Origin of the sequence: Streptomyces sp. NPDC101225 (assembly GCF_044767585.1) — a bacterium.
Taxonomy (GTDB): domain Bacteria; phylum Actinomycetota; class Actinomycetes; order Streptomycetales; family Streptomycetaceae; genus Streptomyces.
In genome coordinates, this window is record NZ_JBIWOE010000046.1 from 19064 (window position 1) to 32162 (window position 13099).

At 73.7% G+C, this 13099-nt stretch carries 14 protein-coding genes; 7 read left to right on the forward strand and 7 right to left on the reverse strand.

Annotated features, from left to right (window positions below; genetic code table 11):
• Positions 1-8 precede the first annotated feature (8 nt).
• A complete protein-coding gene (locus ACIRPX_RS39000) occupies positions 9-887 on the reverse strand; it encodes an FAD binding domain-containing protein (RefSeq protein WP_404204330.1) in 879 nt (292 codons plus the stop codon).
• 188 nt (positions 888-1075) lie between these two features.
• On the opposite strand from ACIRPX_RS39000, the gene ACIRPX_RS39005 reads away from it, so the two are divergent.
• The 7 genes from ACIRPX_RS39005 to hypE all read left to right on the forward strand — a co-directional run bounded on the left by ACIRPX_RS39005 (position 1076) and on the right by hypE (position 9069).
• A complete protein-coding gene (locus tag ACIRPX_RS39005) occupies positions 1076-2827 on the forward strand; it encodes an enoyl-CoA hydratase-related protein (protein ID WP_404204332.1) in 1752 nt (583 codons plus the stop codon).
• On the forward strand, positions 2824-3411 hold the full coding sequence (locus ACIRPX_RS39010; RefSeq protein WP_404204334.1) for a hydrogenase maturation protease: 588 nt from the start codon (positions 2824-2826) through the stop codon (positions 3409-3411). The genes ACIRPX_RS39005 and ACIRPX_RS39010 overlap by 4 nt, the downstream gene beginning before the upstream one ends.
• A gap of 48 nt (positions 3412-3459) precedes the next feature.
• Positions 3460-4206 (forward strand): hydrogenase nickel incorporation protein HypB, encoded by a 747-nt coding sequence (gene hypB, locus ACIRPX_RS39015; protein ID WP_404204336.1) that lies wholly within the window; start codon positions 3460-3462, stop codon positions 4204-4206.
• Positions 4203-6536, forward strand: coding sequence for a carbamoyltransferase HypF (hypF, locus tag ACIRPX_RS39020; protein ID WP_404204338.1), 2334 nt, complete (start codon positions 4203-4205; stop codon positions 6534-6536). The genes hypB and hypF overlap by 4 nt, the downstream gene beginning before the upstream one ends.
• A gap of 10 nt (positions 6537-6546) precedes the next feature.
• On the forward strand, positions 6547-6864 hold the full coding sequence (locus ACIRPX_RS39025; protein WP_404204340.1) for a HypC/HybG/HupF family hydrogenase formation chaperone: 318 nt from the start codon (positions 6547-6549) through the stop codon (positions 6862-6864).
• The gene (gene hypD / locus ACIRPX_RS39030; protein ID WP_404204342.1) at positions 6861-8006 is read left to right on the forward strand and encodes a hydrogenase formation protein HypD; all 1146 of its coding nucleotides are present in this window, start codon (positions 6861-6863) and stop codon (positions 8004-8006) included. The genes ACIRPX_RS39025 and hypD overlap by 4 nt, the downstream gene beginning before the upstream one ends.
• 73 nt (positions 8007-8079) lie before the next feature.
• Positions 8080-9069 (forward strand): hydrogenase expression/formation protein HypE, encoded by a 990-nt coding sequence (gene hypE, locus ACIRPX_RS39035; RefSeq protein WP_404204414.1) that lies wholly within the window; start codon positions 8080-8082, stop codon positions 9067-9069.
• Between the two features lie 236 nt (positions 9070-9305).
• Here the strand turns inward: hypE and hypA are convergent, their stop codons facing one another.
• Genes hypA through ACIRPX_RS39065 form a run of 6 tightly spaced genes read right to left on the reverse strand, consistent with a single transcriptional unit; the run spans position 9306 to position 13033 of the window.
• Complete coding sequence (gene hypA, locus ACIRPX_RS39040) at positions 9306-9644, reverse strand: hydrogenase maturation nickel metallochaperone HypA (RefSeq protein WP_404204344.1); 339 nt, start codon at positions 9642-9644, stop codon at positions 9306-9308.
• A gap of 7 nt (positions 9645-9651) precedes the next feature.
• On the reverse strand, positions 9652-9837 hold the full coding sequence (locus tag ACIRPX_RS39045; RefSeq protein WP_404204346.1) for a hypothetical protein: 186 nt from the start codon (positions 9835-9837) through the stop codon (positions 9652-9654).
• Between the two features lie 27 nt (positions 9838-9864).
• Positions 9865-10071, reverse strand: a complete 207-nt coding sequence (locus tag ACIRPX_RS39050) for a hypothetical protein (RefSeq protein ID WP_404204348.1) — start codon at positions 10069-10071, stop codon at positions 9865-9867.
• A gap of 40 nt (positions 10072-10111) precedes the next feature.
• Positions 10112-10693 carry a DUF5947 family protein gene (locus ACIRPX_RS39055; protein ID WP_404204350.1) on the reverse strand — a complete coding sequence of 194 codons (582 nt, stop codon included), beginning with the start codon at positions 10691-10693 and terminating at the stop codon, positions 10112-10114.
• Positions 10690-11247 (reverse strand): NifU family protein, encoded by a 558-nt coding sequence (locus ACIRPX_RS39060; protein WP_404204352.1) that lies wholly within the window; start codon positions 11245-11247, stop codon positions 10690-10692. Before ACIRPX_RS39060 ends, ACIRPX_RS39055 begins: the two co-directional genes overlap by 4 nt.
• Positions 11240-13033 (reverse strand): nickel-dependent hydrogenase large subunit, encoded by a 1794-nt coding sequence (locus ACIRPX_RS39065; protein WP_404204354.1) that lies wholly within the window; start codon positions 13031-13033, stop codon positions 11240-11242. Before ACIRPX_RS39065 ends, ACIRPX_RS39060 begins: the two co-directional genes overlap by 8 nt.
• Positions 13034-13099: the final 66 nt, after the last annotated feature.

The following is a 13099-nucleotide window of genomic DNA, read 5'->3' on the forward strand; positions in this document are numbered from 1 at the left end:
CTGCACGTTCACGCCTCCTGTCCGCCGGCCCGGGCCACCGCCCGGCGCAGTACCCGCACGGTCAACTCCCGCGCCAGATGGCGCTTGTACTCGGCGCTGCCGCGCCGGTCGCTCACCGGCGAACAGGCCTCGGCCGCGATGTCCCCGGCCCGCGCGTACAGTTCCTCGCCGGGCGGACGGCCGCGCATGACGTCGGCGATGCCCGCGATGCCCGCGGTGTTCGGGCCGACGGCGGCGAGCCCCACCCGGGCGTCGGTGATCGATCCGGCGTCGAGCCAGACGGCCGCGCCGGCCGAGACGACGGCCCAGTCGCCGGCCCGCCGCTCGACCTTCTCGTAGGCGCTCGAACCGCCCGGACGCACCGGGAACCGCACCTCGGTGAGCATCTCCGCGTCCCCGACCGCCGTCTCGTACGGCCCCTGGTGGAAGTCCTCCATCGGGACGACCCGTTCGCCGCCGAGCCCCTGGATCACACAGGAGGCGCCCAGTGTCGTACACACGGCGGACAGGTCCTCGGACGGGTCGGCCTGGCACAGCGAGCCGCCGAGGGTGCCGCGGTTGCGGACCACGGGGTCGGCGATGACGCGCTCGGCGTCACGGAAGATCGGGAAGGCCGCGGCCAGCTCGTCGGACTCCAGCAGCTCCCGGTGCCGGGTCATCGCCCCGATGCGGATCAGGCCCGGTTCGACGCGGATGTAGCCGAGCTCGTCGTGCAGCTCGTTGATGTCGACCAGGTATTCGAAGTTGGCCAGCCTGAGCTTCATCATCGGGATCAGGCTGTGGCCGCCGGCCACCAGCCGTGCCGTGTCGCCGAGCCGGTCCAGGAGCCCGATCGCCTCGCCGACACTGTGCACCCGCTGGTACTCGAACGGAGCGGGAACCTGCATGTCACACCCCCATGTCAGAGCCCATTGCGCTCTCGGTTCCCGGGAGTGTCAACGGTTGGTTAACCGTTCACTTAAGTTGCCGCCGGAACGACGGTGCGATCCGGATGGAGCAAGGGACCCGGCGGAGGCGGCCGAAACGCCGCGATGATCCTTTTCGCGGAGTTCCGCAGCGGCGAGTATGCCGGGTCATGGACATCTTGCTCGTCGTCAGTGCGTTCAACAGCCTCTCCCAGCGCGTGTACGCGGAACTGTCGGACCTGGACCACCGGGTGGACGTCGTGCTCGCCTCGCACGGCGCCGACGCCGTCCGTGCCGCCGTGACCGAGGTGCGGCCCGAACTGATCGTCGCGCCGATGCTCAGGACGGCGCTGCCCGAGGACGTGTGGCAGGAGCACACCTGCCTCGTCGTGCACCCGGGACCCCCCGGCGACCGCGGCCCCGCCGCCCTGGACTGGGCGATCGACCAGGAGGTGCCGCACTGGGGCGTCACGGTCCTCCAGGCCGAGGCCGCGATGGACGCGGGGGACGTCTGGGCGGCGCAGTCCTTCGCCGTCCCGCCCGTGGGCAAGAGCGACCTCTACCGCAACGAGGTGTCCGACGCCGCGACGGCCGCCGTCCTGCAGGCCGTGCGGCGGTACGCCGGGGGTTCGTACAAGCCGCGGCCGCAGAGCGATCCCGGGACCGAGGTGGTGTGGCGCGACTTCTTCCGCCAGGAACGGCGCTGGATCGACTGGGAGAAGGACAGCACCCGCACGGTGCTGCGCAAACTGCGCGCCGCCGACTCGCAGCCCGGAGTCCTGGACGAACTCCTCGGCCACGAGGTGTTCCTGCACGGCGGCCACCCCGAGGACAGGCTTTGCGGCCGCCCCGGCGAACTGCTCGCCACCCGCGCCGGAGCGATCTGCCGCGCCACCGTGGACGGCGCGGTGTGGATCCCCGAACTGCGCCCGCGCAAGGCCTCCGGCGACCCGGCGCCCTTCCGCCGCCCGGCGGCCTCCGTGCTCGACGGCCTGCCGTCCCCGTCGGGCACCGCGGTCACCCGCACCGGCTCCGGCGATCCCGCCCTGCGGCTGCCCGAGATGCCCGTCCCGCTGGAACTGCCCGCCGAACGGCGCACCCTGACCGACATCCGCTACCGGCAGCACGACGACGTCGGCTTCCTGTCCTTCTCCTTCCCCGGCGGCGCGATGAGCACGGACCACTGCCGCCGGCTGCTCGCCACCTACCGGTACGCCCTCACCCGCCCCACCTCGGTCCTGATCCTCGACGGCGGGCGGGACTTCTTCTCCAACGGCATCCACCTGAACGTCATCGAGGCCGCCGCCGACCCGGCCGGCGAGTCCTGGACGAACCTCAACGCCATGGACGACCTGGTCGAGGCGGTACTGCGGACCACGGACCGGCTGGTGGTCGCGGCGATGGGCGGCAACGCGGCGGCCGGCGGCCTGATGCTCGCCCTCGCCGCCGACGAGGTGTGGTGCCGTACGGGCGCCGTCCTCAATCCGCACTACCGGCGGATGGGCCTGTACGGCTCCGAGTTCTGGACCTACACCCTGCCGCGCCGCGTCGGAGCGCCGACGGCCCAGAAGCTGACCGAGGAGGCGCTGCCGATCAGCGCCGCGCACGCCGCCCGCATCGGGCTCGTGGACCGCCTGGTCCCCGTCGCCGCCGAGGACTTCGGCGCCGAGATCCGGAACCTCGCGGACGAGCTGGGCGACGCCCCCGACCTCGTGCAGCGCATCACCGCGAAGGCCGCGGCCCGGCGCGCGGACGAGAACGAACGCCCGCTCGCGGAGTACCGGCGCGACGAACTCGCCCGGATGCGCGCCATCTTCTTCGACCCGCTCTCCGACTACCACTCCCTCCGGTCGGCCTTCGTCCGCAAGCAGCCCGGGACCTCCAGCCGTCCGCTGTCCCTGCCCGCCGGGGACGCCCGGTGACCGCGCGCGTGCTGGTGGCGGGCGTGGGCAACATCTTCCTCGCGGACGACTCCTTCGGACCCGAGGTGATCCGCCTCCTGGAGCGCCGACCGCTGCCCGGCGAGGTGCGGGTGCGCGACTTCGGCATCCGCGGCCTGGACCTCGCCTACGAGCTGCTCGACGGCTACGACGTCGCGGTCCTGGTCGACGCGGCCGAACGGGGCCGGCGGCCCGGCACGCTCTTCCTGATCGAGGCGGAGGTCCCCGATCCCGCCCGCGCCGCCGCGCCGCCCGAGGCGCACGGCATGGACCCGGCCAAGGTGCTGGCCCTGGCCGCGCACCTGGGCGACGGGCCGCTGCCGCGGGTCCTCGTGCTCGCCTGCGAGCCCCAGGACCGGCCGGACCCGGACGAGGACATCGTCCCCGGCCTGAGCGCACCGGTGCGCGACGCGGTCGGCCGGGCGGCCGAGGCCCTGCACCGGCTGGTCCCCGTGCTGCTCGCCGACCCCGCGGCGACCGCGTCGTTGCGCCGCCCGGAGGAATCTGCGCACCCCTCCCCGGCCGGGCTCGCCGCCCCGGCGGCGGGCGGCGCCGAGGATCGGTGACGGACCGGACCGCCCCGGCCCCTCCGACACCGGCCCGAGGAGCAGCGCATGTGCGATTCCGTGGACGTCACCCAGGCCGTCCTGGCGAAGAACGACGGCCTGGCGACGAGCCTGCGCAGCGATCTGGCGCGGCGCGGAGTCACCGTCGTCAACCTGCTGTCCAGCCCGGGCAGCGGCAAGACGGAACTGCTCGGGCGCGTCCTGGCCCGTGCGCTGGAGCGGGGCATCCCGGCGGCCGCGCTCACCGCCGACCTGGCCACCGAGAACGACGCCCGCCGGCTGGCCCGGTCGGGAGCACCGGTGAAGCAGCTGCTCACCGACGGTCTCTGCCACCTGGAGGCGCGCCAGCTGCGCGGCCATGTCGACAACTGGCTGCCCGAGGACACCGCGCTGCTGTTCGTGGAGAACGTCGGCAACCTCGTCTGCCCGGCCTCCTACGACCTCGGCGAGAGCCTGCGGATCGTGCTGATGGCCGTGACGGAGGGCGAGGACAAGCCGCTGAAGTACCCCACCGCCTTCGCCTCCGCCCACCTGGTGGTGCTCACCAAGACCGACCTCGCCGGGCCGGCAGGCTTCGACGCGCCGGCCTTCGGCGCCCATGTGCAGCAGGTCAACCCCGGAGTGGAGATCGTCCGGTCCTGCGCCCGGGACGGCGCCGGTGTCGACACCGTCCTGGAGCGGGTGCTGACCGCACGGGACGGCGCGCCCGTCCACCGGCCCCCGCTCGCGCCGCACCCCCACGTCCACGCGCACCCGCACGAGGACGCGGGCCTGGCGGCCGGCCCCCTCTCGTGACAGCACCCGCCACCCGGGCCGTCCGCCGCCGCGTCACGGTGCGCGGCACGGTGCAGGGCGTGGGCTTCCGCCCGTACGTGCACCGCCTGGCCGCCGGCCTGACCCTCACCGGCTTCGTGAGCAACACCGCGTACGGCGTGCTCATCGAGGTGGAGGGCGCACCGGACGGCGTCACCCGCTTCTGCGACCACCTCGGCGCCGAGCCCCCGCCGCTGGCCCTGGTCGCCGGAATCGACGTCGAGGACCTGCCCGTCACCGGCGCCGACGACGCCTTCACCATCCGCTCCACCGAGCGGGCCCCGGGCCGCACCCAGCTCCCGCCCGACACGGCGACCTGCGCCGACTGCCTGCGCGAGCTGGCCGACCCGGCGGACCGCAGGCACCGCCACCCCTTCGTCACGTGCACCCACTGCGGGCCCCGCTTCACCATCGCCACCGGGATGCCGTACGACCGTGCGGCCACCACCATGACCGGCTTCCCGATGTGCCCCGGCTGCGCCCGGGAGTACGGGGAGCCCGCCGACCGGCGCTTCCACGCCCAGCCCGTGGCCTGCCCGGACTGCGGTCCCCGGCTGCGTCTGGTGCCCGCGTTCGGCAGCGGGATCCACCCCGCGCGGGGCGCCGGCGCCCTGACCGGGGCGCGGGCGCTGCTGGCCGAGGGGCGGATCGTCGCCGTGAAGGGCCTCGGCGGCTACCACCTGGCCTGCGACGCCACCGACGCCCGCGCCGTCGACACGCTGCGCGGCCGCAAGGAACGGGGCGGCAAACCCTTCGCGGTGATGTGCGCGGACCTCGCCGACGTGGAGCGGATCGCCGAGGTCTCCGCCGCCGAGCGCCGGGCTCTCACCGGCTCCCGTCGCCCCATCGTCCTGCTGCGCGGGCGCACGCCCGGCGCGTCGCGTCACCTGGCGCCCGGTGTGTGCCCGGGCAGCCCGCACATCGGCGTGATGCTGCCGTACACCCCCGTGCACACCCTGCTGTTCGGGCTGCCGGGCGACCCGCCGGGGCCCCGGACCCTGGTGATGACGAGCGGCAACCGCTCGGGGGAGCCGATCGTCACGGACGACGACGAGGCACTGACCCGCCTCGCCGGACTGGCCGACGCCTGGCTCGCCCACGACAGAGGCATCGCCTCGCCCTGCGACGACTCGCTGCTGCGGGTGCGCGCGGACGGCACCGAGCAGGTGCTGCGCCGCTCCCGTGGATACGTGCCCCGCCCGCTGCGCGTGCCGCTGGAGCTGCGCCCCGCCCTCGCGGTGGGCGGCGACCTGAAGAACGCGCTGTGCGTCGGCGAGGGCGACCAGGCCTGGCTCGGCCCGCACATCGGGGACATGGGCGACCTGACCGCGCTGGAGGCGGCACGCGGGGCGGAGCTGCACATGCGCCGCCTGACCGGGGTCAAGCCGGTGCTCTTCGCCGCGGACCGGCACCCGGCCTACCACTCGGCCCGCTGGGCCCGGCAGCGGGCGCTCCAACTGCCCAGGCCCACACCGGTGTTCGTGCAGCACCACCACGCGCACATCGCCTCGGCGGCGGCGGAACACGGCGTCACGGCCCCCGTGATCGGCGTCGCCTTCGACGGCACCGGGTACGGCGACGACGGCACCGTCTGGGGCGGCGAGTTCCTGCTCGCCGACTACGGCGGCTACCGGCGCTTCGCCCACCTGACTCCCGCCCCGCTCCCCGGCGGGGACGCGGGCGTGGCCAACCCCTGCCGTCTCGCGCTGGCCCGGCTGTGGGCCGCCGGCCTGCCGTGGGACGCGGACCTGCCCTGCGTCACCGCCTGCGCCCCCGACGAACTGGCCGTGCTGCAGAGGCAGCTGGCGCGCAACGTGGCCTGTGTCCCCACCTCCAGCATGGGACGGCTCTTCGACGCCGTGTCCTCACTCGTGGGCGTGTGCCACCGCGCGGGCTACGAGGCGCAGGCCGCCCTGGAGCTGGAGGCGGCGGCGCTGACGGCCTGGGGCGCCGGCACGGAGGCGTACGCCTTCGGCGTCACGACGGGCCCCGTGCAGGCCGACCCGGCGCCCGTGCTGCGCGCGGTCGTCGCCGACCTCCGGCGCGGCACCCCGCCCGGGGTGATCGCCGCGCGGTTCCACCGCGGCGTCGCACGGGCCGTCCTGGAGATCTGCCGGCGTGCGCGCCAGGCCTCCGACCTGACCGTCGTCGCCCTCAGCGGCGGCGTCTTCGCCAACGCGCTGCTGGAGCGGGAGTGCGCACACCTGCTGTCCGGCGACGGCTTCACCGTGCTCCTGCACGGCGAAGTCCCGCCGGGAGACGGCGGGTTGGCGCTGGGCCAGCTGGTGATCGCGGCACACGGACGACAGTGAGGAGTGACCCATGTGTTTGGCAGTGCCCGGCAAGGTCGTGTCCATCGACGACGGCGCCGAACCCCGCACCGGTCTCGTCGACTTCGGCGGAGTCCAGAAGCAGGCGTGCCTGGAGTACGTCCCGGACGTGCGGGTGGGTGAGTACGTCATCGTGCACGTCGGCTTCGCGCTGCAGCGCCTGGACGAGGAGTCGGCGCAGGCCTCGCTGAAGCTTTTCGAGGAACTGGGCCTGCTGGAGGAGGAGTTCGGCGACGCCTGGGAGCAGGCGTCCAGGGACGCCGGGGTCGCCGCGGTGACCGAGGAGACCCGAGAGAGCGAGGCCCGGTGAAGTACATCGACGAGTTCAACGACCCCGAGCTGGCCCGCCGGCTGCTGGACGACATCCGCGCCACCGTCACCCGGCCATGGGCGCTGATGGAGGTGTGCGGCGGCCAGACCCACTCCATCATCCGGCACGGCATCGACCAGCTGCTGCCCGAGCAGGTCGAGTTGATCCACGGCCCGGGCTGCCCGGTCTGTGTCACCCCGCTGGAGGTCATCGACAAGGCGCTGGAGATCGCCTCGCGCCCCGGCGTCATCTTCTGCTCCTTCGGCGACATGCTCCGCGTACCGGGCACCGACCGCGACCTGTTCCGGGTCAAGGGCGAGGGCGGAGACGTACGCGTGGTGTACTCGCCGCTCGACGCCCTGGAGCTGGCCCGCCGCAACCCGGAGCGGGAGGTGGTGTTCTTCGCCATCGGCTTCGAGACCACGGCCCCCGCCAACGCGATGGCCGTGCACCAGGCCCGCCGCCTGGGCCTGGCCAACTTCAGCCTGCTCGTCTCCCATGTCCGGGTGCCTCCCGCGATCGAGGCCATCATGACCGCCCCGGCCTGCCGGGTGCAGGGCTTCCTGGCCGCCGGGCACGTGTGCAGCGTGATGGGCACGGCCGAATACCCGCGGCTCGCCGACCGGTTCCGGGTGCCGCTCGTGGTCACCGGCTTCGAACCCCTGGACATCCTGGAGGGCATCCGCCGCGCCGTCCTCCAGCTGGAGCGCGGCGAGCACCGGGTGGAGAACGCCTACGCGCGTGCCGTGCGCGAGGACGGCAACCCGGCCGCCGTACGCATGATCGAGGAGGTGTTCGAGGTCACCGACCGCAACTGGCGCGGTATCGGGCCCATCCCGGCGAGCGGCTGGCGGCTGACCGAGGCGTTTCGCGCGTACGACGCCGAGCACCGCTTCGACGTCGGCGGCATCCGCACCGAGGAGCCCGCGGAATGCCGGGCCGGGGAGGTGCTGCAGGGGCTGATCAAGCCGACCGGGTGCGCGGCGTTCGGCACCACCTGCACCCCGCGCACCCCCCTGGGCGCGACGATGGTCTCCAGCGAGGGCGCGTGCGCGGCCTACTACCTCTACCGCCGGATGAACGGACAGGCGCCGCAGGCCGAACGGACCGCCGCACGTGAGGAGATGAACCCCGTTGCCTGAACTCTCCGAGACGAGGGTCGACCCGGCCGACTGGTCGTGTCCCGCCCCCCTGCGCGACCAGCCCGTGGTGGTCATGGGGCACGGCGGAGGCGGCGCCCTGTCCGCCGAGCTGATGGAGCAGGTGTTCGCGCCCGCCTACGGCAACCCCACCCTCGCCGCGCTCGCGGACTCCGCCGTCCTGCGGCTGGGCGGTGCGAGGTTCGCGTTCTCCACCGACTCCCACGTGGTCAGGCCGCTGTTCTTCCCCGGCGGCAGCCTGGGCGACCTCGCGGTCAACGGCACCGTCAACGACCTTGCGATGAGCGGCGCCCGGCCCGCCTACCTCTCCGCGGCCTTCGTCCTCGAGGAGGGCGTGGAGCTGAGCGTGGTCGAGCGCATCGCACGCGCCATGGGCACGGCGGCCGAGGCGGCCGGCGTGGTCGTGGCCACCGGCGACACCAAGGTGGTCGAGTCCGGGCACGGCGACGGCGTCTACGTCACCACCGCCGGGGTCGGACTCGTACCCGACGGTGTGGACATCCGGCCCCAGCGGGCGCGGCCCGGCGACGCCGTCATCGTCAGCGGCCCGATCGGCCTGCACGGCGTGGCCGTCATGAGCGTGCGGGAGGGGCTGGAGTTCGGTGTCGAGATCGCCAGCGACACCGCACCGCTCGCCGGCCTGGTGGCGGCCATGCTCGCGGTCACCCCTGACCTGCACGTGCTGCGCGACCCCACGCGCGGTGGTCTGGCCGCGTCCCTCAACGAGATCGCGCGGGCGTCGGGCACCGGCGTACGCCTCCAGGAGCGGGCCGTCCCGGTGCCGGACGCGGTCGCCAACGCCTGCGGCTTCCTGGGACTCGACCCCCTGTACGTCGCCAACGAGGGCCGGCTGGTCGCCTTCGTGCCCCCCGAGGCGGCCGAGGAGGTCCTGGCGGCGATGCGCGCCCACCCGCAGGGTGCCGGCGCCACGCTGATCGGTGAGTGCGTCGCCGAGCACCCCGGCATGGTCGTGGTCGCGACCGGCCTCGGCGGTACCCGGGTGGTGGACCTGCCGCTCGGCGAGCAGCTGCCGCGCATCTGCTGACCGGCACCCGCCGGGGTGGCCCCCCGGGCCCCCCCCGGGGGGCCCCCCCGGGGGGGCCCCGCCCCGGGGGATGCCCCCCCCCCCCCCCGCGCCCCCGGGGGGTGGGGGGGGGGGCGCGCGCGGCCTGGGGGGTCCCGGGGGGGTGTCCGGGCCGGGCGGCTCGCTGCTGCCGCGCTTGCGGTGCCGGCCCCCCGCGGGGGCCCCGCGGGCGCCCGCCCCGGGGGCACCCCGGCGGGTCAGCCGATCCCGGTGATCTCCAGCTCCCGGCCGCTGCGCAGCTCGGTGGAGGGCCGGTCGCAGCGCGGGCACCAGAAGAACGGCGGCATGCCGACCGCGAACTCCTCGGCGCACGGGCCGCAGTAGGCCTGCGCGGGGACGTGCTCGACCACGAGCCGCGCCGCCGCGAGCGCGGTGCCGTCCCGGGCCACCTCGAAGGCGAAACTCAGGGCGTCGGGAACGACCCCGGCCAGCTCGCCGACCCGGACGGTCACCGCCGAGACGGCCTGCGCCCCTTCCTCCCGGGCGAGTGCGTCGGCCCGCTCGATGATCGCGGTCGCGATCGACAACTCGTGCACGCCAGGCTCACGGGTAGCGGTGGCCGGCGCGCACACCGCCCGCCATCCGCCAGATCCGCAGCTCGCGCCGCAGGCTCGGCAACTCCCGCACGAACAGCGCGAGGGCCAGGGCGCCGACCACCGCGGCCTCGGCCATCAGCAGCCGCTGACCCGTGCGCGCGGCCGTTGTGCTTCCCGCTCGTTGGACCGTCATTTCCGGCGACTCCCTACTGTCTGTTCCTCATCCCGGAGGGATGTTCGGCATGACGTCCAGAAGAGCGTCGTGCCGCTTCCAATGGATCCCGGTGGAGCGGCGCGCGTCGGCGGTGCCGTCCTCGTGATGGCCGACCTGACGCTCGTACGGCCCCTTGTTGCCCTGGTGGATGCCGGGCACATGCCCGGTCAGGTCGGGCTTGGCCGCGGCGCGGCCGACCCTGATGGTGCCCATGGGTGTCTCCTTCCTCGCCTCCGCGGCGCGGAGTGCGTCCTCACGACCGCTCGGTGAGGTCCTCGAAGAACCTCTCGACGGCCGGCCAGACCTCGCCGCCCCCGGACAGGCCCTGCCACGCGTGGCGTACGACGGCGACCATGCGGAAGCAGTCGTCGACCGGCACGAGCCAGTGGTGGTCGAGGCCGTGGACGGTGTTGACGAGCAGGGCCTCGACGTCGGGCTCCATGGCGGCGAGCTGCGGATGGGCCGCGGCCAGGCGCTGCCAGGCCGCCGCGTCCACCTCCCACCGCATGGCCCCGGCCGGGCTCGGACCCTCGGCGGTGACCGTGCCGTCGGCCCGGGGCACGAAGAAGACCAGCCCGACGGGCACGCCCAGGACCTCAGTGTCCACCCGGGGCAGCCTGATCCGCCTGCGGGGAACGAGCCGGTAGCGCCCCTCGCCCGCCCCGTCCCCGGCGAACAGCACCGAGCAGGGGCCGCAGGCGCAGCAGACCCGCTGCTCCGTGGTGGCGTAGAGGTGGGGGTGCTCGTCGGCCACCGGCGCGGCGCACAGGTCGCACCGCTCACCGGCCTCCACCGGTGTGCGGATGAGCCGGGCCAGGGCTCCGTCCGCGGTCACCGCGTACTCCGCCGCTTCAGGTCGGCCAGCGGTACGAAGGCGGCGGGAGCGGCTGCCGGCTCCGGCTCCACCGCCGTCAGCTCGGGAGCGGCGGCCAGCACCGCCGCACGGACCACGGCCGAGACGTCGGCGGACCCGCCGCCGCATCCCGAGCCGCAGCCGCCGCCCGCCGTCAGCCGGACCCGGCCCACACCCTCCTGCACGCCCGCCCACTCCACGTCCCCGCCGCGCTCGCGCACCGCGGGCCGCAGGCGCTCCACCGCGCGGGCGGCCCGCCGCTCGGCCGGCTCCGGGTGGACGGCGTGCAGCACCAGCAGGTGTCCCACCAGCTCGTCCTCGGTGAGGTGCGCGGCGAGCGGCCCGTCCGCGTGGTCCATGACGCGGGCCAGCGCCTCGCCGTAGACCTCCGTCAGCAGCCGTACCGCCTCGATCGCGGACCGGGTGGTGGGGCCCGGCGCCGACTCGAGTCCGGCCAGCAGCTCGTCGAGCCGGGCGAGCCGGCCCTCGACCGCCGGGTCCGCGAGCCGCTCGGCCGGGGCTTCGGCCTCAGCCATGGTCGGCTCCGTACGTCGGCGAGTGCAGGGTCGTCAGCGTCTTGCCGTTGCCGACGTACATGTGCACGCCGCACGGCAGACAGGGGTCGAAGCTGCGTACGGTGCGCATGATGTCGACGCCCTTGAAGTCGTCCGGCCCGTTCTCCTCGAAGATGGGCTGGCCCTGGACGGCGTCCTCGTACGGGCCGGGGGTGCCGAACTTGTCGCGGGGGCTGGCGTTCCACGGGGTGGGCGGATAGGGGTGGTAGTTCGCGATCTTCTTGTCCTTGATCACCAGGTGGTGGGAGAGGACGCCGCGCACCGCCTCGTGGAAGCCGCAGCCGATCGCCTCGTCGGGCACCTCGAAGTTCTCGAACACCTTGGTGTCGCCGGCCCGCACCAGGCCCATGGCCTCCTCGACGAACTGCAGGGCCATCGCCGCCGCGTAGGCGACGAAGTACGGCCGGGCGCGGTCCCGTTCGATGGTGTTGCTCCACTTCGGGACCCGCCACTCCAGGGTCGTCTCCGGCAGCGTCTCGCCCTTGGGCAGCGAGATGCGCACGCTGGTGCCGGTGGCCTTGACGTAGGGGGTGTCGACCAGGCCGCTGAGGGCCGTCGACCACAGCCGGGCCAGCGCGCCGCCGCCGGTGTCCAGCGCGAGGTGGTCGCCGGTGCGCCCGTCGAGCCAGCGCGGGCTCATCACCCAGCTGTACTTGTCGTCGAAGTCCCGCTTCTGCGGCACGGGGACGGTGGTCTGGTTCCAGGGGTGGCGCATGTCGACGGGGTTGCCGAGCGGGTCGTGGGTCACGAACGGCTGCTCGTTCACCCAGTCCTCGTAGTAGGAGCTGCCGAGCATGATGCGCAGGCCGAGGTTGATGTCGACGAGGTTGTTGGTGACCAGTTCGCCGTCGACGATGATCCCCGGGGTGACGTACATCGCCTTGCCCCAGGCGTTCATGTTCTCGTAGCGGTAGTCGACGACGTCGGGGTTCTGCCAGGCGCCCCAGCAGCCGAGCAGGGTGCGGCGGCGGCCGACCTCCTCGTAGCCGGGCAGCGCCTCGTAGAAGAAGTCGAAGACGTCGTCGTTCATGGCCACGGCCTTCTTGACGAAGTCGATGACCCGCATGAGCCGGCTGAGGTAGTCGGTGAAGACCGTCGGCTGCGGCAGTGTGCCGACGCCGCCCGGATACAGCGTCGAGGGGTGCACGTGCCGCCCCTCCATCAGGCAGAACATCTCCCGTGTGATCCGGCTGACCTTCAGGGCCTCCTTGTAGACCTCGCCCTCGAAGGGGTTGAAGGCCTTCATGATGTCGGCGATGGTCCGGTAGCCGTGGATGTCGCCGTGGGGCGCCTCGGTGCGCTCGGCGCGGGCCAGCACACCGGGGTTGGTGGCCTTGACCATCGCCTCGCAGAAGTCCACGAAGACCAGGTTGTCCTGGAAGATCGTGTGGTCGAAGATGTACTCGGCCGCCTCGCCGAGGTTGACGATGTGCTCGGCCAGCCGGGGCGGCTTCACGCCGTACGCCATCTGCTGCGCGTAGCCGGAGCAGGTGGTGTGGTTGTCGCCGCAGATGCCGCAGATACGCGAGGTGATGAAGCCCGCGTCGCGCGGGTCCTTGCCCTTCATGAACACCGAGTAGCCGCGGAACAGGGACGAAGTGCTGTGGCACTCCACGACTTCCTGGTTGGCGAAGTCGATCTTCGTGTAGATGCCAAGGTTGCCGATGATGCGGGTGATCGGGTCCCAGGACATGTCCACGATCTGTGGCGGCTTGCGTCCGGTGGGCCGTGCCTCGGTGGTGGTCATGGCTGTTGCTGCCCCTAGCTGTCGGTGTTCCTCGGATGCGTGGGTGGGGTGCGGGCGCCGCGCGGC